The 22,004-nt window shown below is 62.9% G+C and carries 17 protein-coding genes; 12 read left to right on the top strand and 5 right to left on the bottom strand.

Annotated features, from left to right (window positions below; translation table 11 throughout):
- Positions 1-92 precede the first annotated feature (92 nt).
- The 3 genes from G7048_RS16425 (at position 93) to G7048_RS16415 (ending at position 4,676) form a co-directional block, all read left to right on the top strand.
- A complete protein-coding gene (locus tag G7048_RS16425; RefSeq protein WP_166069171.1) occupies positions 93-1,583 on the top strand; it encodes an NCS1 family nucleobase:cation symporter-1 in 1,491 nt (496 codons plus the stop codon).
- A gap of 318 nt (positions 1,584-1,901) precedes the next feature.
- Positions 1,902-3,368, top strand: coding sequence for a dihydropyrimidinase (gene hydA, locus G7048_RS16420; RefSeq protein ID WP_166071011.1), 1,467 nt, complete (start codon positions 1,902-1,904; stop codon positions 3,366-3,368).
- Between the two features lie 39 nt (positions 3,369-3,407).
- Complete coding sequence (locus G7048_RS16415; protein WP_166069170.1) at positions 3,408-4,676, top strand: Zn-dependent hydrolase; 1,269 nt, start codon at positions 3,408-3,410, stop codon at positions 4,674-4,676.
- A gap of 363 nt (positions 4,677-5,039) precedes the next feature.
- Here G7048_RS16415 and G7048_RS16410 read toward each other — a convergent pair whose 3' ends face one another.
- Together G7048_RS16410 and mnmH are read right to left on the bottom strand one after the other, a co-directional pair.
- Positions 5,040-6,185 carry a hypothetical protein gene (locus G7048_RS16410; protein WP_166069169.1) on the bottom strand — a complete coding sequence of 382 codons (1,146 nt, stop codon included), beginning with the start codon at positions 6,183-6,185 and terminating at the stop codon, positions 5,040-5,042.
- A gap of 156 nt (positions 6,186-6,341) precedes the next feature.
- Positions 6,342-7,400 carry a tRNA 2-selenouridine(34) synthase MnmH gene (gene mnmH, locus G7048_RS16405; protein ID WP_166069168.1) on the bottom strand — a complete coding sequence of 353 codons (1,059 nt, stop codon included), beginning with the start codon at positions 7,398-7,400 and terminating at the stop codon, positions 6,342-6,344.
- Between the two features lie 301 nt (positions 7,401-7,701).
- Between mnmH and selD the strand changes: the two genes are divergently transcribed.
- Both selD and G7048_RS16395 read left to right on the top strand, forming a co-directional pair.
- Positions 7,702-8,790 (top strand): selenide, water dikinase SelD, encoded by a 1,089-nt coding sequence (gene selD, locus G7048_RS16400; RefSeq protein ID WP_166069167.1) that lies wholly within the window; start codon positions 7,702-7,704, stop codon positions 8,788-8,790.
- Between the two features lie 22 nt (positions 8,791-8,812).
- On the top strand, positions 8,813-9,307 hold the full coding sequence (locus G7048_RS16395) for a GNAT family N-acetyltransferase (protein ID WP_166069166.1): 495 nt from the start codon (positions 8,813-8,815) through the stop codon (positions 9,305-9,307).
- A gap of 15 nt (positions 9,308-9,322) precedes the next feature.
- Here the strand turns inward: G7048_RS16395 and G7048_RS16390 are convergent, their stop codons facing one another.
- The 3 genes from G7048_RS16390 to apbC all read right to left on the bottom strand — a co-directional run bounded on the left by G7048_RS16390 (position 9,323) and on the right by apbC (position 13,075).
- Positions 9,323-9,619 carry a hypothetical protein gene (locus G7048_RS16390; protein WP_371747551.1) on the bottom strand — a complete coding sequence of 99 codons (297 nt, stop codon included), beginning with the start codon at positions 9,617-9,619 and terminating at the stop codon, positions 9,323-9,325.
- A gap of 5 nt (positions 9,620-9,624) precedes the next feature.
- Positions 9,625-11,916 carry an FdhF/YdeP family oxidoreductase gene (locus tag G7048_RS16385; protein ID WP_166069165.1) on the bottom strand — a complete coding sequence of 764 codons (2,292 nt, stop codon included), beginning with the start codon at positions 11,914-11,916 and terminating at the stop codon, positions 9,625-9,627.
- 67 nt (positions 11,917-11,983) lie between these two features.
- Positions 11,984-13,075, bottom strand: a complete 1,092-nt coding sequence (apbC, locus tag G7048_RS16380) for an iron-sulfur cluster carrier protein ApbC (protein WP_166069164.1) — start codon at positions 13,073-13,075, stop codon at positions 11,984-11,986.
- 132 nt (positions 13,076-13,207) lie between these two features.
- On the opposite strand from apbC, the gene G7048_RS16375 reads away from it, so the two are divergent.
- The 7 genes from G7048_RS16375 (at position 13,208) to G7048_RS16345 (ending at position 22,001) form a co-directional block, all read left to right on the top strand.
- Positions 13,208-13,783: a restriction endonuclease gene (locus G7048_RS16375; protein WP_166069163.1), complete on the top strand. Its 576-nt coding sequence runs from the start codon at positions 13,208-13,210 to the stop codon at positions 13,781-13,783.
- 22 nt (positions 13,784-13,805) lie between these two features.
- Positions 13,806-15,035: a patatin-like phospholipase family protein gene (locus tag G7048_RS16370; protein ID WP_166069162.1), complete on the top strand. Its 1,230-nt coding sequence runs from the start codon at positions 13,806-13,808 to the stop codon at positions 15,033-15,035.
- Positions 15,036-15,137: 102 nt separating this feature from the next.
- Positions 15,138-17,207 (top strand): methionine--tRNA ligase, encoded by a 2,070-nt coding sequence (gene metG / locus G7048_RS16365; RefSeq protein ID WP_166069161.1) that lies wholly within the window; start codon positions 15,138-15,140, stop codon positions 17,205-17,207.
- Between the two features lie 17 nt (positions 17,208-17,224).
- Positions 17,225-17,569: a hypothetical protein gene (locus G7048_RS16360; protein WP_240933005.1), complete on the top strand. Its 345-nt coding sequence runs from the start codon at positions 17,225-17,227 to the stop codon at positions 17,567-17,569.
- Positions 17,570-17,706: 137 nt separating this feature from the next.
- Positions 17,707-18,219, top strand: coding sequence for a sigma-70 family RNA polymerase sigma factor (locus G7048_RS16355; RefSeq protein ID WP_166069159.1), 513 nt, complete (start codon positions 17,707-17,709; stop codon positions 18,217-18,219).
- A 64-nt stretch (positions 18,220-18,283) separates the two neighbouring features.
- The gene (locus G7048_RS16350; RefSeq protein ID WP_166069158.1) at positions 18,284-19,468 is read left to right on the top strand and encodes a FecR family protein; all 1,185 of its coding nucleotides are present in this window, start codon (positions 18,284-18,286) and stop codon (positions 19,466-19,468) included.
- Between the two features lie 103 nt (positions 19,469-19,571).
- Entirely contained in the window at positions 19,572-22,001 is a 2,430-nt protein-coding gene (locus G7048_RS16345; RefSeq protein ID WP_166069157.1) for a TonB-dependent siderophore receptor, read from the top strand.
- Positions 22,002-22,004 lie beyond the last annotated feature (3 nt).

Here is a 22,004-nt window from a genome sequence, read left to right as displayed (position 1 = left end):
CAATGGTGGTTGCTGAAAGTGGTAGGTTTTTTGCTAGTGAGATGAGAGTTTGCTTCCCTTGAAAAATCATTGAAACCAACTGGAGCGTTCCCATGACAAGCCCGCATACCGCTGGTGCCGCCAGCGACCTGACAAATGACGATCTAGCGCCCACCACCGAGGCGCAGCGAACCTGGCGCTGGTACCACTTCACCGCCCTGTGGATCGGCATGGTGATGTGCATCCCGGCCTACACGCTGGCAGCCAGTCTGGTCGAAGGCGGCATGTCGGCCATGCAGGCGGTGATGACGGTGTTTCTCGCCAACGTGATCGTGCTGGTGCCCATGCTGCTCATCGGTCATGCGGGCGCGAAATACGGTATTCCCTATGCGGTGCTCGCACGCGCTTCTTTCGGCACCAAAGGGGCCAAGCTGCCCGCCGTGCTGCGCGCGCTGGTGGCCTGCGGCTGGTACGGTATCCAGACTTGGTTCGGCGGCCTGATGATCTACACGCTGCTGGGCGTGATCCTCGGCCATCCGCTGGAGAGCGACAAGATTCCGGGCCTCGGCATCAACCTCGCGCAGCTCATCTGCTTCCTGGTGTTCTGGGCCATCCAGTTCTATTTCGTGGTGCACGGCATCGAGTCGATCCGCAAGCTCGAAACCTACACCGCTCCCGCGAAGATCGTCATCTGCTTTGTGTTGCTGTGGTGGGTCTATGAAAAGGCGGGCGGCTTCGGTCCCATCCTGAACAAGCCTTCCGCATTCGAAGCAGGCGGCCCCAAGGCAGGCCAGTTCTGGGGCACCTTCTGGCCATCGCTCACCGCCATGATCGGCTTCTGGGCCACGCTCGCGCTGAACATTCCCGACTTCACGCGTTTTGCCAAATCGCAGCGCGACCAAGTCGTCGGCCAAGCCATCGGTCTGCCCGTTCCCATGGGCCTGCTTGCAGGTCTGGCCGTGATCGTCACATCGGCAACGGTGGTCATCTACGGCAAGGCGCTGTGGGACCCCGTCGATGTAGCAGCACGCATGACCGGCATCGCCGTGCTGATCGCGCTGATCGTGCTGCTGGTCGACACCGTGAGCGTGAATCTGGCCGCCAACCTCGTCGGCCCGGCCTATGACTTCTCGGCCCTGAACCCACGCAAGATCAGCTACCGCACCGGCGGCTACATCACCGTGGCCATCGCCATCGTGATGATGCCCTGGAAGATTCTCGAATCCACACAGGGCTACATCTTCACCTGGCTGATCGGCTACTCCGCCCTGCTCGGTCCGATTGCCGGCATCCTGATGGTGGACTACTTCCTCATCCGTCGCACACAACTCGACGTGCCCGAACTCTACAAAGAAAACGGCAAATACACCTACTCCGGCGGTTGGAACTGGGTAGCCGTAGCGGCCTTCGTGATCGGCGTCGCGCCCAACGTCCCCGGCTTCCTGAACGCCGCTTTCCCCAACACCTTCCCCAACGTAGGCAGCGTCTTCAAGGAGCTGTATGCCTACGCCTGGTTCATCGGCCTGTTCATCGCCGCCGTGGTCTACCGCCTCGGCATGGGCAGCCACATGGCATCCACGCAGGCCACTTTGAGGCGTGCGTGAGCAGGGGCCGCCATTGGTGCGGCCCCTTTTTTCAAACGGAATAAGCTGAGAGAAATTGCATTGGTATTCAACACAGCAGACTGCGCAGCGTGCACGGCATTGGAACCTTTAACCCCAATGCCGAGATAGGCCCTCAGGCGCGACGCAAAGCCGCAGACAGTATGTTCATACGGCAAGGCTTTGCTTTCAAAGCATGAGGGCCTATATCGGCACCCCAAAACGAAGACTGTCAAAACAGAACGAAAGCACATTTCGTCAGAACACCCAGCAAACCCGGTATTCCGCAAAAGACATTTCAGCACGCAAAGGAGCAACATGATGAGCACAGCCAGCCGCCCTATTCTGATCCGTGGTGGCACCGTAGTGAATGCCGACCGCGAAGAACGCGCCGACGTATTGATCGTCGACGGCAAGATCGCGGCCGTCGGAGAATCGGCTGTCGCCCAGGCTCCTTCCGGCACGGAAACACTCGACGCCAGCGGCCAATACGTGATGCCCGGCGGCATCGATCCGCACACGCACATGCAGCTGCCCTTCATGGGCACGGTCACGGCCGACGACTTCTTCACCGGCACTGCAGCAGGCCTGGCAGGCGGCACCACCAGCATCATCGACTTCGTGATTCCCGATCCGCAGGAACCGTTGATGGATGCCTACAAAAAGTGGCGCGGCTGGGCGGAGAAAGCCGCTTCCGACTACTCCTTCCACGTCGCCGTCACCTGGTGGAGCGACAAGGTGCGCGAGGATATGGGCACGCTGGTGCGCGAAGAAGGCGTGAACAGCTTCAAGCATTTCATGGCCTACAAGAACGCCATCATGTGCGACGACGAAACGCTGGTGAACAGCTTCAAGCGCGCGCTGGAACTGGGTGCCATGCCGACCGTGCATGCCGAAAACGGCGAGCTGGTCTATCTGCTGCAGCAGGAAGTGGCGCGCATGGGCATCACCGGCCCCGAAGGCCATCCGCTGTCGCGCCCGCCGATGGTCGAGGCCGAAGCCGCCAACCGCGCCATCGCGATTGCCGACGTGCTGGGCGTGCCGATCTATGTGGTGCACGTGAGCTGCATCGAAGCCGCTGACGCCATCGCCCGCGCACGTGCTCGCGGCCAACGTGTTTACGGCGAAGTGCTGGCAGGCCATTTGACCATCGACGACAGCGTCTATCGCAATCCCGATTACGCCACCGCTGCAGCCTATGTGATGAGCCCTCCGTTCCGTCCCAAGGAACACCAGGAAGCCCTGTGGCGCGGCCTGCAGGCAGGCCATCTGCACACCACGGCGACCGACCACTGCACGTTCTGCGCTGCACAGAAAGCCGCCGGCAAGGACAACTTCGCCAAGACGCCGAACGGCACCGGCGGCGTGGAAGAACGCATGGCCGTGATCTGGGATGCGGGCGTGAACACCGGTCGCTTGACGCCCAGCGAGTTTGTCGCCGTCACCTCGGCGAACACCGCCAAGCTGTTCAACGTCTATCCACGCAAGGGCTTTGTCGGCGCCGGCGCGGATGCCGATGTGGTGCTGTGGGACCCCAAGGCCACCAAGACGCTGTCGGTGAAAACGCAGCACTCCAAGGGCGACTTCAACATCTTCGAAGGCCGCAATGTGACCGGCCTGCCCAGCCACACCATCAGCCGTGGCAAGGTCGTTTATGCCAATGGCGATCTGCGTGCGGAAAAGAACGCGGGGCAGTATTTCAAACGCCCTGCCTTCGGCCCCAACTTCCAGGCCGTGCAGAAACGCGCGCAAGACCTCGCGCCGACAGCGGTTGAACGCAAGGGCTGAGCGGCTTCTGCTGCAAAATAGCCTCAGGAGATAACCAACATGGATACCAAAGTGAAAAATACCACTGCCACCGACGTCAGCCAAGTGCGCGTGAACGGCGAGCGCCTCTGGCAGTCGCTCATGGAACTCGCCGAGATCGGCGCAACGGCCAAGGGCGGCGTCTGCCGTCTGGCGCTCACCGATCTGGACAAGAAGGGCCGCGACCTCGTCACCCGCTGGGCCAAGGAAGCCGGCATGACCGTCACCATCGACAAGATCGGCAACGGCTTCATGCGCCGCCCCGGCCGCAACAACAGCCTGCCGCCCATCATGACCGGCAGCCACATCGACACCCAGCCGACCGGCGGCAAGTTCGACGGCAACTACGGCGTGCTCGCGGGCATCGAAGTGGTGCGCACACTGAACGACCACCACATCGAAACCGAAGCGCCCATCGAAGTTGCGTTCTGGACCAATGAAGAAGGCTCACGCTTCGTGCCCGTGATGATGGGCTCGGGCGTGTTCGCCAAGGCCTTCACGCTGGACCATGCCTACGCCGCCAAGGACACTGAGGGCAAGAGCGTCAAGGACGAACTTGCGCGCATCGGCTACATCGGCCCCGAGGAACCGGGCGACCACCCCATCGGTCACTATTTCGAGACCCACATCGAACAAGGTCCGGTGCTTGAAGACAACGACAAGACCATCGGCGTGGTCACCGGCGTGCTCGGCATCCGCTGGTATGACTGCACCGTCACCGGCATGGAAGCGCATGCGGGCCCCACGCCCATGGCGCTGCGCAAGGATGCGCTGCAAGTCGCTACTCGCGTGATGCAGGAAGTGGTGGCCTGCGCGCACCGCCATCCACCGCATGGACGCGGCACGGTCGGCATGGTGCATGTGCACCCCAACAGCCGCAACGTGATTCCGGGCGAAGTGAAATTCAGCATCGACCTGCGCAACGCCACCGATGCCGACTGCGAAGCCATGGACGCAGACATCCGCGCGGTGGCCGACAAGATCAGCAAGGAAACCGGACTGCCGATCAAGATCGATCTGGTGTCGAGCTACCCCGCGCAACCGTTCAACGCCGACTGCATCGAGGCCGTGCGCCGTGGCGCGGAAACGCTGGGATATTCGCACATGAATGCCGTCTCCGGCGCAGGGCACGATGCCGTCTACATGGCGCGACTGGCACCTGCAGGGATGATCTTCATTCCGTGCAAGGATGGCATCAGCCATAACGAGATCGAAGATGCCAAGCCCGAGCACATCACCGCCGGCTGCAACGTGCTCCTCCACGCCATGATCGAACGCGCTGGGACTTGATCTTTTTGTTTGTTTTTACGAAGCGTTCCGCTTCGATTGGTTGGTCGTTTTGAGATGACGATATAGGCCCTCATGCTTTGTTGCAAAGCCTTGCCGAGGGCGACTTGTCTTGGATGAACCCGATGCAGCGCGCCGTGATTCTGGATGAGATGCAAGGCGCAGAACGCAGCAATAGCACCGCTATTGCGAGGCTCTGCAACGCCGCAGATCGCCGGAATCACGGATGCGATGCTCGGGGGCACCCGAGACAAGTCGCCCTGATACTGTCTGTGGCTTTGCATCGCGCCTGAGGGCCTATCTCGTCATTGTGGGTAGTGATTCCAGTATCGTCGGCGCTGCGTAGGCCGTAGCTTCAAAATACGCTTACTGCTTGTCGCTCAAGCCGTCTTCGGCAAGCCAGCGTTTGCCGGGCATGAGCAGATAGTCTTCGCAATTCGGCGTCTCGCAGCGTTGACTTCCAAGCATTTCCAGAATCACCGCATCACGCGTCTGCTCGTCGGTGGATCGGCCCTTGACGCGTGCGGCGACGATGCGGCCTTGCTCGTCCCAACTGGCAATCGCGCCGCGCAGCAGAACGTACGACCACTCATAGCGATTGCTGCGTGCCGGGCGCACGAAGGCTTCTTCGGGTGTGCGTGCTTCGCGCACGCGTACGGCGAGCAGGACTACGTCGTTGCCGAATCGGAACGGGTTTTTTTGCAGTGATTCGATCTCGGCATATTTGTTCGCGCCATGTTTGTGGGCGAAGGCCCGAACGCGCGCTTGGTTGGCGACCAGGTCCTCTGCATCTTTCTTGTCGCGCGCGGCGTCTTCCTGTTTCTTCACATTGGCCGCCTGCTGCTGGGCAGCTCGATTGGTGTAGCTGACCCACTCCTTGGGGTTGCCGACCGACGAAGCAAAGTCTCTGGAGCCCTGCACTACACCTGCTGGAATGTTGCCGAACGAATCGGGGGTCCACGCTGCGCCTTCGTGCAATTGCACGCGCAGATAACGGCCCTTGAGCGCATCGACGCTGCTTTGTTTGCAGACCTCCAACCAGCGTGCGTAGGCGTTTTCCAACCACTTTTTGGCGACCGCGTCATCGCTCAACGTGCCGTTGGTCGAGACCTGCAGACTCAGCGGTTGGCAGGCCGACGCGGGCAGCTTGCCTTCGACGCGGCCTTCTGCCCACAGGCGACCGGGCTGCGCACCTTTGGGCGCATCGAGTGGGCCCAGATCGAGCAGCACGCGCAGGTTGTCCACACGCCTGGCGCCTGTTGTCTGGCGCTCGGCCAGAAAGACGCCTTGCGCAAACCGTCCCTGCCATGTGATCGGCGGAGCGCTCTCGGCATGGCGCAACTGCCATGTCGCCTTGCCCTCGCCTTCGGCCAGACCGTTCTTGCAGCCGCCTTGGTAGTTGTACAGATACTCGCTGGTGCGCAACTGGCCCGATGCAAGCACCTCGCACCCGCCGGTGCTGACGCCTGCGGGCGCGGCATGTGCAGTAGCCGTGCTCGCGGCATAGACCAATCCTGCCAGAACGTGGATTTGGCAAGTGCTACGGAAACTATGGAAAAACTGATGACGCGACACGAACGAACCTCCCTGCTTTTTGAAACTATCGCAGGACTATCTCAGATCGTTCGTGGCAGGTCTGTCAGCGTTTGTAGACAGGCCAATGACCGCTCAACCCGCCGATTCGAGCGCAAGAATCTGCATGGCAATGCGCTCGATATCCGCCTTGGCAAGCGACGTCGCCTCGATGCACTGGCGCTTGTCCCAGAGCTTGAAGTGGTTGGACTGCGAGCGCTGGTAGTGTGGGTCGTAATGCAGGCGCATGAGTTCGGCGAACAGGGGCGAGAGCTGCCCTTCCTGCGCCCAGTTCTGCCAGCGGCCTACGGTTTCCTTGCCCAGCGATTCTGTCAGCACCCTGAGTTTTCCGGTCAGCAGGTCGACATCGTCGCCCAGATAAGCGTAGTCGCGCAGCAGATAGTCAAGCCGCGCGTCGGGCGTGGCCGCAATCTCGATGGCAGTGGCTTCGCGCATCCGATCGACCAGTGGCAGAGGCACGGTCAAACGACCGATGCGCGCGCTTTCGCCTTCAAGATACAGCGGGCGCGAGACATCGAGCTTTTCCAGCACGGTGCCGATCTGCGTCTCGAAATTCTTCTGCGACGGCTGCTCGATGCCCGGCAAATTGCCAAGCAGCGAACCCTTGTGCCGCGCGCAATGTTCCAGATCGAGCACCTGCGCACCTTGCGCTTCGAGAGCCTGCAGCACGCGCGTCTTGGCGCTGCCCGTAGCGCCAAGAATCACGCGCAACTGCAGTTGCGGAACCAGCTCTTCGATCTGCGTGATCACATGGCGGCGAAAAGACTTGTAGCCGCCCGCGAGCTGCTGCGCGTCCCAGCCGACCAAGCGCATCCACTGCACCATGGAGCCGCTGCGCATGCCGCCGCGCCAGCAATAGACCAGCGGCTTCCAGCGTTCGGGCTTGTCGGCGAATTGCTCGTGCAGATGTTTGGCGAGATTGGCCGCCACCATCGCGCCGCCCACGCGCCGCGCCTCGAAAGCGCCTTGCTGCACGAACAACGTGCCGACGATGGCGCGCTCCTCGTTGTCGAGCACGGGGCAGTTGATGGCTCCGGGAATGTGGTCGAGCGCGAACTCCGCGGGCGAACGCGCATCGATGAGGGCGTCGAACTGGTGGCGATCTGCGGGGCGTACGGGTTTGAAGTGAGACATGGCTGGTGCAATCCGAGCCGCACCGCCAAGAAAGGCGAATACAGGCTCGCTGGTTGAATCCTTTGCGGGCGAACTCACCCAGCGCTGCAAACCCGTGCCATCGCCGCCGACGCAGCTCACGCCGCATCGGTCATTCATCCCGCAAGGCCGCTATTGTCCGACGAATCGGCTCACGACGTCGGCGGTGCGGTTTTGCCGACATGCCGCGCCGCGCCCTTGCCCATATCCGCGTGCGCAGCTTGGCCGCTCAAATCTGGGATGATGATGGGTTGATTTCCCCAGACCACTTTCCCGGATCGCCATGACTGCCACACCGTCTTCATCCAGCCCCTCCACCGCACCCGCCACTGCACTGCCGCGCCTCACATCGCTCTCGCATGGCGGCGGCTGCGGCTGCAAGATCGCGCCGGGCGTGCTGTCGGAGATCCTCAAATCCAGCGGCGCGAACGCCGTGATTCCACCCGAGCTGATGGTGGGCATCGAGACCTCGGACGATGCCGCCGTCTACAAACTCAACGACTCGCAGGCGCTGGTCGCGACCACCGATTTCTTCATGCCCATCGTGGACGATCCATATGAATTCGGTCGCATCGCCGCGACGAATGCGCTGTCGGATGTCTACGCCATGGGCGGCAAGCCGATCATGGCGCTGGCGCTGGTCGCCATGCCGATCAACCAGTTGCCGCTCGACGTGATCGGTGCCATCGTGCGCGGCGGTCAGGACGTGTGCCGCGCGGCGGGCATTCCGATTGCGGGCGGCCACACCATCGACTCGGTCGAGCCCATCTACGGTCTGGTCGCCATGGGTCTGGTCCACCCCGACCGCGTGCGCCGCAACGCCGAAGCCAAGGCGGGCGACGTGCTGGTGCTGGGCAAGCCGCTGGGCGTGGGCATCTATTCGGCTGCGCTCAAGAAGCTCAAGCTCGACGATGCGGGCTACCGCGAAATGATCACCAACACCACCCAACTGAACACACCCGGCCCGCTGTTGGCCGAGCTGCCCGGCGTGCATGCGATCACCGACGTGACGGGGTTTGGCCTGGCCGGACATGCGCTTGAAATGGCGCGCGGTGCGGGCGTGCAAGTGGTGGTGGACTGGGCCAAGGTGCCGCTGCTGCCCGGCGTGATCGCACTGGCCGAACAAGGCAACGTGACCGGTGCGAGCGGTCGCAACTGGGCCGCTTACGGCGCTGAAGTGCAACTCGCACCCGGCCTGCATGCGACGACGCAGAACCTCGTGAGCGACCCGCAAACATCGGGCGGCCTGCTCGTGTCGTGCGCGCCTGAAGCCGTGGATGACGTGCTCGCGATCTTCGCGCGTGAAGGCTTTGGCAGCGCCGCAGTGATCGGCCACGTCGAAGCAGGTGCCAGCGGCCTGCGTGTCGAATGATGAAGAACGATTTTTTGAAGCCATGAGCAAGACAGAAGTTTCCACGCTGGTGATCCGCCCCGCCGTGATCGGCGACACGGCCACCATCCTGCGTTTCGTGCGCGATCTTGCGATCTACGAAAACGCCGAGCACGAAGTGCAGACCACCGAAGAACATGTGCACTGCACCATCTTTTCGCCCGGCGCGACGGCCCATGCGCTGATCTGCGAATCCGAAGGCGTGCCCGTGGGCATGGCCGTGTACTTCTTCAACTACTCCACCTGGCAGGGCCGCAACGGCATCTATCTGGAAGACCTCTACGTCGATCCCGCAGCACGCGGCAAGGGCGCGGGCAAGGCCATGCTCAAGGCGCTCGCGCGCATCTGCGTGGAAAAGGATTGCGGCCGTTTCGAGTGGAGCTGCCTCGACTGGAACACGCCATCGCTGGAGTTCTATGACAGTCTCGGCGCATTGCCGCAAAAGGAATGGATTCGCTACCGCATGAGTGGTCAGGCACTGCTCGACATGGCTGCCTGAGCGCAGCGTTCGCGGCTATTTCTGCGGGTCGCCGTCGTTCATCAGCGCGCGGCCCGCAGCCGTCAGCGACACCCGCCAGCGCGCATCTTCCTGCCGCACGCGCACCCAGCCGGGGCCGCGCTGCACGCCAATCTGCGCATCACTCATCAGCGTGATCTCGCGCATCAGCACGCTGGCACTTTCACCCAGAATTTTCGACAGGCGCGGCAGCGATACCGCATCGTCGCCGCGCGTTTGCAGCTCCTGCATCAGCGCGATCAGGATGCGTGCAGCGAGCGGGTGTTGCTCGTCATCCAGCGCGTCATCGGACACAGAAATCACACCGCCGCCCTGCCCGACTCCAGCACCACGGGAATCGATTTGGACGTCGGCGTGCCCGCGTTCGCCGCAACGGCAGACAGCGGCACCAGCGGGTTGGTTTCGGGGTAATACGCAGCGATGTTGCCACGCGGAATGTCATACGCCACGAGCTTGAAGCCGTCGGCGCGGCGCTCCTGGCCGTCATCCCAGACGGTGCGAATGTTGATCCAGTCGCCGTCCTTCATGCCCAGCGCGCGAATGTCTTCTGCGTGGATGAACACCACACGGCGCTGGCCGAACACGCCGCGATAACGGTCGTCCATGCCGTAGATCGTGGTGTTGTACTGGTCGTGCGAGCGCGTGGTGAGCAGCGTGAAGACGATCTGGTCGCGCACGCGTTCACGCGCCCGATGCGATGGCGTGTCGCGCGGCACATCGTGTGCGTAGAACGATGCCTTGCCGTTCGCCGTGGTCCACACGCGTTCGCTGGCCGTATTGCGCAAGCGAAAGCCACCGGGCACGGCCACGCGCTGGTTGAAGTTGGCGAAGTCGGGAAACACCTTTTCGATCTCGTCGCGAATCAGCGCGTAGTTGCCCGCAAGCTGCAACCAGTTCACGCGGCTCTTCGCGCCCAGCGTGGCATGCGCGAGCCGCGCGACGATGGCGGGCTCGGACAGCAGATGCTCCGACGCGGGCGGGTTGATGCCCACGGAAATGTGCACCATGCTCATCGAATCTTCCACAGTCACGCCCTGCGCGCCCGTGGCCTGCAGGTCGATCTCGGTGCGACCGAGACAAGGCAGGATCAGCGCCTCCTTGCCGTGCACCACATGACTGCGGTTGAGCTTGGTAGTGACATGCACCGTCAGATCGCAGCGCTGCAGTGCCTTCCAGGTTTCGTAGGTGTCGGGCGTGGCGGCGGCGAAGTTGCCGCCGAGCGCAAAGAACACCTTGGCCTTGCCATCGCGCATGTGCTCAATGGCCTCAACTGTGTCCACACCGCTTTCGCGCGGCGGCTCAAAACCGTAGACCGCTTGCAGCTTGTCGAGCAAGGCAGCGGGCGGCTTTTCCCAGATGCCCATGGTGCGGTCGCCCTGCACATTGCTGTGGCCGCGCACGGGGCACGCGCCCGCGCCGGGGCGGCCCAGATTGCCGCGCAGCATCAGCCAACCGACGATCATCTGGATGGTCGCCACCGAATGCACATGCTGCGTGATGCCCATGCCCCAACACGCGATCACGCTGTTCGCGCCGATGTAGATGTCGGCGGCGCTGCGCATCTGCGCTTCGGTCAGGCCCGATTCTTCTTCGAGCACCTGCCACGATTCATCGCGCAGGCTTTGCGCCAGCGCCTCGAAGCCGCTGGTGTGCTCGGCGATGAAAGCGCGGTCGAGCACATCGCCGCGCGCGGCTTCCTGCTCCAGCACATGCTTCATCATGCCTTTGACGGCTGCCAGATCACCACCCACGCGTAGTTGGAAGTAATGCGTGCTGATGGGCGTGGAGCCAAACGTCGCCATCTCCAGCTTGTCCTGCGGATCGGCAAAGCGCTCCAGCCCGCGCTCGCGCAGCGGGTTGAAGCTCACGATGCGCGCGCCGCGCTTGTGTGCTTCGCGCAGCTCGCCGAGCATGCGCGGATGGTTGGTGCCAGGGTTCTGGCCGAAGATGAAGATCGCGTCCGCGCGTTCAAAATCGACCAGCTCGACCGTTCCCTTGCCCACGCCGATCTGCGGGCGCATGGCGCTGCCGCTGGGCTCGTGGCACATGTTGGAGCAATCGGGGAAATTGTTGGTGCCGAACTCGCGCACGAACAACTGGTAGAGAAACGCGGCCTCGTTGCTCGCGCGGCCCGAGGTGTAGAAGATCGCCTGATTCGGATCGGGCAACGCGTTCAGATGCTTGGCGATGATCGCGAACGCGTCCTCCCATGCAATCGGGCGGTACTTGTCGCTGGCCGCATCGAACACCATGGGATGCGTGAGGCGGCCCTGATCTTCAAGCCAGAAATCGCTTTGCTTGGCCAGCTCGCTCACCGTGTGTTTGGCGAACAGCTCGGGGCCAGCACGCCGCGCCGTGGCTTCAGCCGCCACGGCCTTCACACCGTTTTCGCAGAACTCGAAGGTGGATGCGTGATTGCGATCCGGCCACGCGCAGCCGGGGCAGTCAAAACCATCGGGCTGATTGGCCGAGAGCAGCGTCTTCGCGCCCTTGAGCGGAATGTCCTGCCGCAGCAGCGCATTCTTCACGCTGTTGAGCGCCCCCCAGCCGCCTGCGGGGCCCTTGTAGAACTCGATCTTCTGCTCGCTCACCGCTGTCTCCTTCGGCCCTCGATTCAATGGCGCCCGACCGCTCTGGGGCGGTCTGGGCGATTCACCGTCAAGTATTCTTGCTGATGGTGATGGACGGGAATTTGGAAGAAAAATCCTTCGACTGCTGCGCGATCTTCACCGCCACCGAGCGCGCGATGGACTTGTAGATCTTCGCCACGTCGCCGTCCGGATCGGCCACCACCGTGGGCTTGCCGCTGTCGGCCTGCTGGCGGATCGACATGGCCAGCGGCAGCGCGCCGAGGTAGTCCATCTGCATCTGCTCGGCCATCTTCTTGCCGCCGTCTTCTCCGAAGATATGTTCGGCATGGCCGCAGTTGGTGCAGACATGGACCGCCATGTTTTCCACCAGCCCCAGAATCGGCACATTGACCTTCTGGAACATGTTGATGCCCTTCTTGGCGTCGAGCAGCGCGATGTCCTGCGGCGTGGTCACGATCACGGCGCCGGTCAGCGGCACCTTCTGCGACATGGTGAGCTGGATGTCGCCGGTGCCGGGCGGCATGTCGACGACGAGGTAGTCCAGATCCTGCCAGCGCGTCTGCATGATGAGCTGCTCCAGCGCCTGGCTGGCCATGGGGCCGCGCCAGATCATGGCCTGATCCTCGTCCACCAGAAAACCGATGGAGTTGATCTGCAGGCCCATGCTGTGCTTGGGCTCCATGAGCTTGCCGTCCAAGCTCTCGGGCTTGCCCGAGGTGCTGGTCATGAGCGGCTGGCTCGGGCCGTAGATGTCGGCATCGAGCAGACCCACGTTCGCGCCTTCCGCCGCCAGCGCCAGCGCCAGATTGACGGCGGTGGTGCTCTTGCCCACGCCGCCCTTGCCGGACGCCACGGCGATGATGTTCTTCACCCCCGGCAGCAACTGCACGCCACGCTGCACCGAATGCGCAATGATCTTGGTGACGATATTGACCGAGACGTTGTCCACGCCCGGCAGCGACTTGGCGGCCGCAACCAGCTTCTGGCGCAGCTCGGGCACCAGACTTTTGGCGGGATAGCCGATTTCCACGTCGAAGGCGACGTCGCCTCCGCTGATGGACACGTTGCGCAGCGCGCGCGTGCTCACATAATCCTTGTCTGTGTAGGGGTCGCGGACCTGGGCGAGAGCCTCCATGAGACCCTGTTCAGTAATGGCCATACTTCATTCACTCCTCGAGAGTCAGGTAGTCTATCCAAGCTGAAACACACGTGCTCGCGCGTGGCATTAGAAAAATCCCGTCATTTACCCTGACCCTAGGTCCAAAGAAGAAGGTTTCCCGTGAAGTTGAAGATGGCCGAGAACTCCCTGTTCGCAATCCTGCTGCGTTCCCCGTGGTGGATCAGTTTCGTGATCTCCATCGCCATCGTGGCGGCCTGCAGCACCCTGCTGCCCAAGGACATCTGGCCGTTTGCCGCTCTGGGCGCTGCGCCGATCTTCATCATCGGCTGCATGGCCGCGTGGCGACAGTTCAAGGCCCCCAGCAGCGCCAAGGTCGAGGCCATCCGCGCCGAAGCCGCTGGCATGTCGTGGAAGCAGTTTGCCGCCGCGCTCGAAGCCGCCTGGGCCAGCGAAGGCCAGAGCGTTCAGCACATCACCGACAGGGCGGCCGATCTGCGACTTGAAAAATCGGGCACCGTCACCCTGGTCAGCGCCCGCCGCTGGAAGGCCGCCACGCATGGCGTCGAGCCGCTGAAGGAACTCAACGACGCTGTCGTGCGACTAAAGGCACAGTACGGCGTGTATGTGGTGCTGCAAGGCACTGTCAGCGAGACCGCGCGGGCCTTTGCCAAGGAGCATGGCCTGCTGCTGCTCGAAGGCGACGCGCTGGCTGCCATGCTGCTCCAATCGAAAAGCGGCAAGGCCTGATCACCTCACCTGAACTGCCAACATGCAAGCACCGCAAACGCCCATCACCGGACTGGTTCTCTCGGGCGGCGGTGCCCGCGCGGCGTATCAAGCGGGTGTCATGGAGGCCATCGCCGACCTGCGCATCGCCTGCGGCCAGCCGCGCCAGCACAACCCGTTCCAGATCATGTGCGGCACGTCAGCCGGGGCGATCAACGCTTCGGCGCTGGCCTGCGGTGCCGACCATTTCGACGACACGGTGCGGCATCTCGCCAGCGTCTGGAAAAATTTCCATGCCGAACAGGTCTACCGCGCCGACTCGCTGAGCGTGATGCGCAGCGGCGCGCATTGGCTGACCCTGCTGTCGCTCGGCTGGACGGTCGCCCGCTGGCGCAAGGTGCGGCCGCACGCGCTGCTCAACAACGAACCGCTGGCCGGGCTGCTCAAGGAACTGGTGCGGCTCGAACGCCTGCCCGGCCTGATCCGCGAAGGCCACCTGAGCGCACTGGCCGTGACCGCGTCCAGCTACACCACCGGCGAGCACATCACCTTCTACCAGTCGCGCGACGCCCGCCCGCCGTGGATCCGCTCCCAGCGCAAGGCCGTGCACACCGACGTCACCCACGCCCATCTGCTGGCCTCGTCCGCCATTCCGTTCATCTTTCCCGCGCGCTCCGTGGGTTTCGGCGGCCAGATCCACTATCTGGGTGACGGCTCCATGCGCCAGACCGCGCCCATCGCGCCCGTGATCCACCTGGGCGCGGACCGCATTCTGGTCGTCGGCGCAGGCCGCATGAAAGAGCCCGAAGCGCAGGTGCCGCAAGGCGTTCAGCCCAACTACCCGTCACTCGCCCAGATCGGCGGCCACGCCCTGTCCAGCATCTTTCTGGACGCCCTCTCGGTCGACATCGAACGCGCCGAACGCATCAACCAGACCCTCTCGCTGATCCCCGCCGAAGCCCGCGCGCGCAGCCCGCTACGCCCCCTGAACCTGCTGGTGCTCTCCCCCAGCCAGCGCATCGACGAAATCGCCGCCCGCCACATCGGCGACCTGCCCATCACCATCCGCACCCTGCTGGGCGCCGTCGGCGTGAAAATGCCAGCCGCTGGCGAAACCTCCCCCGCCGTGGGCGGCGCGGCGCTTGCGAGCTATCTGCTGTTCGAAACCGGCTTCACGCAGGAACTGATGGAACTGGGCCGGGCCGATGTGCAGGCCAAACGGGAGGAAATCTGCGCGTTTTTCGGGTGGATGGTGCCCAACCAAGCCCACTGACGCGTACGAGAAAACATCCGCATTTACAATGCACGGTTCCGCCCGGAATAGCCCCAATGGCCCATTTGCCACAATTTCGAGGCTTATCGAAAGTTTGAACCGATGACTGCACGCAAGATTTTCGCCACCACCGCATTGCCGTATGCCAACGGCAACTTCCATATCGGCCACATCATGGAATACATCCAGGCCGACACGTGGGTGCGTGCGCAGCGAATGCAGGGCAGTCTGGTGAACTTCGTGGGTGCCGACGATGCCCATGGCGCGCCGATCATGATTGCCGCCGAGAAGGCGGGCAAGACGCCCCAGCAGTTCGTGGCCGACATCGCTGCGGGTCGCAAGCAGTATCTCGACGGCTTTCACATTGCCTTCGACAACTGGAGCAACACCGACAGCCCGGAAAACCACGAGCTGTCCAAGCAGATCTACCTCGACCTGAAGAAGGCCGGGTTCATCGAGACGCGCACCATCGAGCAGTTCTTCGACCCCGAGAAGAACATGTTCCTGCCCGACCGTTTCATCAAGGGCGAATGCCCTCGTTGCCACGCCAAGGACCAGTACGGCGACAACTGCGAAGTCTGCAGCTCGGTCTATTCGCCTACCGACCTGATCAATCCGTACTCGGCGCTGTCCGGTGCCAAGCCGGTGCTCAAGACTTCGGAGCATTTCTTCTTCAAGCTCTCCGATCCACGCGCGGTCGAGTTCCTGACCGAGTGGACGCAGGACGGCCTGCATGTGCAGCCCGAAGTGGCTAACAAGATCAAGGAATGGTTCGGCGTTCGCACCAACCCGGACGGCTCGACCAGTGAAGGTCTGGACGACTGGGACATCAGCCGCGATGCGCCCTACTTCGGCATCGAGATTCCCGACGCGCCGGGCAAGTACTTCTACGTGTGGCTGGACGCGCCCGTGGGCTATCTCGCATCGCTCAAGGAACTGCTGAACCGACGCGGTGAAGACTTCAACGCCTACATGGCCGATCCGGCGCTGGAGCAGTACCACTTCATCGGCAAGGACATCATCACTTTCCATACGCTGTTCTGGCCCGCGATGCTGAAGTTCAGCGGCCGCAAGACGCCGACCAAGATCTGCGTGCATGGCTTCATGACCGTGAACAACGGCGAGAAGATGAGCAAGAGCCGCGGCACGGGCCTCGATCCGCTCAAGTACCTGAGTCTGGGCATGAACCCCGAGTGGCTGCGCTACTACCTGGGTGCCAAGCTCAACGGCAAGAACGAAGACATCGACTTCAACGCCGAAGATTTCATGGCGCGCGTGAACGCCGACCTGATCGGCAAATACGTGAACATCGCCTCGCGCGCGGCGGGCTTCCTCGTCAAGCGCTTTGGCGGCAAGCTCGGCGAGATGAGCGAAGACGGCCAGGCGCTGATCGCCCAGATGCGCGAGCAGCAACCGGCCATCATCGCCGCCTACGAAGCCCGCGACACCGCGCGTGCCGTGCGTGAAATCATGCTGCTGTGCGACCGCGTGAACAGCTACGTGGACGCCAACAAGCCGTGGGAACTGGCCAAGAAGGAAGGCATGGAAGCGCGTCTGCAGGACGTGTGCACCACCTGCATCGAAGCCTTCCGCATCCTCACGATCTACCTGAAGCCGATCCTGCCGCAAGTGGCCGCCGAAGTGGCCAACTTCCTGATCGTGCCGCCCGAAGATTTCAACGACGTGGCCAAGCCGCTGGGCAAGGACCACCAGATCGGCGAGTACAAGCACCTGATGCAGCGCGTCGATCCCAAGCAGCTCGAATCGCTGTTCGAAGCCCCTCCCGCGCCCGTCGTGGAGGCCGTGCTGCCCGGCGGCGAAGAGATTGCGCCGACCATCAGCATCGACGACTTCGCCAAGATCGATCTGCGCATCGCCAAGATCGTGGAATGCAAGCCGGTCGAAGGCTCGACCAAGCTGCTGCAACTCACGCTCGACGTGGGCGAAGGCCGCACGCGCAATGTGTTCAGCGGCATCAGCAGCATGTACAAGCCCGAGCAACTGCAAGGCAAGCTCACCGTGATGGTGGCCAACCTCGCGCCGCGCAAGATGAAGTTCGGCATCAGCGAAGGCATGGTGCTGGCCGCAAGCCACGCCGATGAAAAGGCCAACCCCGGCATCTACGTGCTGGAGCCCTTCCCCGGCGCGACGCCCGGCATGCGCATCCACTGAGATCGGATTTGCTCGACATGAAGCAACACAAGCCCCTTCGCCTGATCCCAAGCCGAGGGGCTTTTTCATGGCTGCTGATCGGCACTGCTTTGCTCGCACTGAGCGGCTGCACCGTGGTCAGCGTCGCAGGATCAGTCGTCGGCCTCGCCGCAGATGCCGCCATCGGCACCGTGCGCATCGTCGGCAAGGGCGTTGGCAAGGCAGCCGACGCGATGCTCGACGACGACGAGCCCAAGCAGGACAACAGCGGCATCACGATCAAATATCGCGAGTCCAAGGATGCGCCGTTGCAGGACTCGCCGCCCGTGCGTGCTGCCGCTCCCGCGAACAGGGCGACACCAAGCCCCTCTCCGGCACCTTAGAACGCACTCGCTGCCTGAATCCGACGGCCAGGACCGCTGCAAGACCGTTTTCACCAGATGCGTATAAAATGAGAATGATTTCCATCTAGATTCTCTCGGACGTTTGTTTTCCGGGAATCCTCATTCGCCGGTGAACCGTGTCCGTCCACTACTACAGAGAACTGCTGAACTTCTGCGCCAAGAACCTCAAGGATCGTGACGCGGCGGCCGATCTGGTGCAGGAGGTCTATGCACGCTTTCTGGCGGTCGGGCGGTCTGGCGAAACCGTGCTCGACCCACGCGCCCTGCTCTATCGCACGGCGCGCAATCTGCTCACCGACCACCACCGTCGCAGCCGGGTGCGCGATCACGAAAGCCTTGAGCAGCTCACCGAAGATGAATTGCCGGCACAGCCCCAATGCCAGCAGCCCGACGAGGTCTACGCATTCACACAGTATGCGAGCGCGATGTTTGCCGCCATCGAAAGCCTGCCGCCGCGCTGCCGGGAAGCGTTCATCCTCAACCGCTTCGATGGACTCTCGCACCAGGAAGTGGCCGACAAGATGGGGATTTCTCGCAACATGGTGGCCCAGCATGTGATTCGCGGCGTGCTGGTCTGCAAGGCTTGCGACGATCGCTTTCATGGCCGCAAGTCTCCCGATGCGAAGTGAGCCGCCGACCTCCACTTGTCACCCGGTCGTGCGTCTACACTTCATAAGAAGCCAGCACCAGCACATGCAACCCTCTTTTCATTCCGCGAAATCCAGCGAATCTTCGGCCCAGTTCGGCGATGCGGACGCGCTCGATTTTCAGCAGTTCATCGCCGGGCAAGACCCGGTGGAAGCGGCTGCGGCGGGCTGGATGATCCGCCGTCAGGATGGCCTCTCGGCGCAGGAAGAAGCCGAGTTGGAGGAATGGCTGGCAGCCGACCCACAGCATGGCGCTGAACTGGAGAAACTCGAAGACGTCTGGGGCCGCATGGACGCGCTGCCGCAGGATGGGGTCGATGCCCTCAAGGCCGCACTGCCGAAGGCCGACGCCTCCCAGCCGCTGCCCACACCATCGCCCGGGCCGCGCCGCACATGGTTGGGCGGACTGACGCAGTGGCTGCCACTGCGGCCAGCACAGTTCGTGCCCCGGCTCGCCATGCTGGGCGTGGTCACCATGGTCGTCGGTGGTGGCTGGTTGGGTTGGCAGACCTGGCAACAGCAACCGGTTTTCACACAAAGCTTTGCCACCGTGCGCGGCCAGCAAAAGGAAATCACCCTGCCCGATGGCAGCACGCTGTTTCTCGACACGGCAACGCAGGCCGATGTCACGCTCTACCGCCATCGGCGCGAAGTGCGCTTGCCCGAAGGGCAGGCCCAGTTCGCGGTGCAGAGCGATCCGGAAAAGCCATTTCATGTCCTAGCAGGAACGGTGCGCGTCACCGTCGTCGGCACGCGCTTTTCGGTGCGGCATACCCGCACCGGGCTGGATCAGGGCGGTGTCAGCGTGAACGTCACCGAGGGCCGGGTGCGCGTGGCGCAGACCGATGGCGGAACCGACGACAAGGAGATCCAGGCTACTCCCACAGACGATGCCTCGGCAGTGCTACTGACGGCGGGACAGGCCATTGCCGCCGACTCCGAAGGCCATCTGGGTGCCATCACCCCGTCGCCGGGAGCCGAGGCTTCCTGGCGCGAAGGACGGGTGAGCTTCAACGACGTTCCACTCGCACAGGTGCTGACCGAGTTCGAACGCTACGGCCCGACCAGGATGGTGGTGCGTGATCCGCAAGTCGCCAGACTGCGCGTGCACGGCAGCTTCGACCTGCGCCGACTGGACGCTTTTGCGCTGGCGCTCCCTCAAGTGCTGGCCGTGCGGCTCAAACCCACGGACACAGGACAGATGGAAATTGTGCGCGTCGGCAATCGCTGAAAAAATTTTCAAAAAATCTCCAAAGCGACCTCAACACCTTGGCGCGTCATGCGTCTGCACAGGAAGTGAAGTTGTACTGAATAGTCTTGTGGAGATTGTCCTGATGTCGAATCCGAGCTCGCGTCTCGCGCCCGTGGCCCTGGCCATTGCGGTCGTCGCCGCCTCCTGTGCCGCTGCACCGCTTGCCCACGCGCAAGCCGCTGCGGCACCCGTTGCCATTGCCGTGAGCGCTCAGCCGCTGGGATCGGCCCTCAATGAACTGGCGCGCCAGGCCAAGCTGCAGTTGATGGCACCGCCCGAACTGGTCGTGGGCAAGCAGGCTCCCGCCGTGTCCGGCACGCTGACCGCGCGCGAGGCGCTGGACAAGTTGCTGGCAGGCAGTGGCCTGGTCGCCAACATCGACGGCGCAGTCGTCATCGTGCGCAAGGCACCCGAGCCCCCACCAGCGGCGCGCTCCGGCCACGACGGCACGCTGCCCACCGTGAATGTGGTCGCTGCGCCGAACGTCCGCGATGCCGCCATCACCGAAGGCACGGGCTCCTATACCACGCGCGCTTTGACCATCGGAAAAATGGAGCAGTCGATCCGCGAGACCCCGCAGTCCGTTACGGTGGTCACCCGTCAACAGATGGATGATCTGAATCTGGTGACTCTGGAAGACGTGCTGGCGCAGACCACGGGCACATCCAAGTCGCAGCGCAACTTCGGCGCGCACGTGTACATGATGCGGGGTTATGTGCTGCCCGAATCCAACTTTCTGCTGGATGGCGTTTCCGGCGTCACCTATAACCCTACGGGTTGGGTGCCGGTCGATACCGCCATCTTCGATCGCGTGGAAGTGCTTCGCGGTGCCGGTGCCGTGGTGGTGGGAGCGGGCGACCCGAGCGGCGTGATCAACATGGTGCGCAAGCGCCCACGTGCGGAAAAGCATTTCGACGTGGCATTCAGCGCGGGCTCATGGAACAACTTTCGCACCGAAATCGATGCGGGTGGTGCGCTCAACGAAGCGGGCACCGTGCGTGGCCGCGTGGTGGCGGCCTATCAGGATCGCGAGTATTTCTACGACGTGACCCATTCCAAGGAGCCCATGGTCTATGGCGTGATCGACGCGGACCTCACCCGCGACACCAAGGCCACGGTTGGCCTGCGCCACCAGAAGGTGGACATCGACGGCTATGCGATTTTCGGCCTGCCCTGGTTCTCCAACAACACCCCCATCGATGTGGCGCGCTCCACCCAGGTCGCTCAGAAATGGAACCGCCACGAAGCCGTCGTCAACGATGTCTTCGCCGAGGTCGAACACCGCTTCAATGGCGATTGGCGCGGCAAGGTCACCGTGAGCCACGGGGAAACCGACATCACCCAGAAGCTCGGCACAATTCGCGGTGCGGTGGACCCGGTCACGTTGAAAGGCCCAGCCTTCACCAGCCTGTATTTCACGGATCGCGACATCAAGGCCGATGGGCTGGATGCCAACGTGACGGGCTCGTTCGAGGCATTCGGCGGCAAGCACCAGGCCATGTTCGGCGCGGACTGGTCGGATGTGAAGTCCGGCTTTCGCTCGACAACACTGAGCAGGAACATTCCGGTCGACATCTACAACGTCAACCACTCGCTGGTGCCCGAGCCCGACACGCCCGCCTACGCCAACAGCCTGTTCGACCACGAGAAGCGCAAGAGCATCTACGGCAGCGCACGTCTGCAGTTGGCCAAGCCGCTGCACCTGCTTGTGGGCGGGCGATTCAACTGGTATGACTTCCGCGCGACCAACCAGCTGACAGGCGCGATCACCAACAGCTACAAGCAGAACGCCGAGTTCACGCCTTACGCAGGGGTGGTCTATGACCTCACCCGCGAATGGTCGCTCTATGCCAGCTACGCCAGCACCTTCACACCACAAACCCAGTATTTCACCGTCTCCGGAGAAGCGCTCAAACCAGCCGTTGGTGCCAACTACGAGGCCGGCGTGAAGGGGGAACTGATGGACGGAAAGCTCAACGTGGCGCTCTCCGTTTTCAGCATCAAGAAGCGCGATGTGGCCGTGCTGGATACCGCCAATGCAGGTCTGTGCCCCGGCATCTCGACCAGCAATTGCTACCGCAATGTCGACACCATGCGCAGCACCGGCTATGACCTCGAAGCCGCCGGTCAGATCGCACGCGGCTGGGAAGTCTCTGCAGGCTACACACGCCTGAAAACCTGGGACCCGACCGGCATGCCGCTGAGCACCGACACGCCCAAGCATTTGCTGCGTGCCGCCACCAGCTACCGCCTGCCGGGTGACCTGCAGGACTGGACGATTGGCGCATCCCTGTCCGCCCGCTCCAACTCCTCCGTTCCGCCGATCGAGAATCCCGGCCGCGCCATTCTCGATCTGCGCGCAGCCTACCGGATCAACAAGAACTGGCAGGCCGCCGTCAACGTGGGCAACGTGTTCGACAAGCACTACTGGGAAATCATCGGCGGCACACGCAACGGCAACTACTACGGCACACCACGCAATGTGATGCTGACCGTGCGCGGCTCGTTCTGAGTG

This window comes from Diaphorobacter sp. HDW4B (genome assembly GCF_011305535.1).
Classification (GTDB): Bacteria; Pseudomonadota; Gammaproteobacteria; order Burkholderiales; family Burkholderiaceae_C; genus Diaphorobacter_A.
Note: the sequence above shows the minus strand (reverse complement) of the source record. Positions and strands in the feature narration are given on the sequence as shown.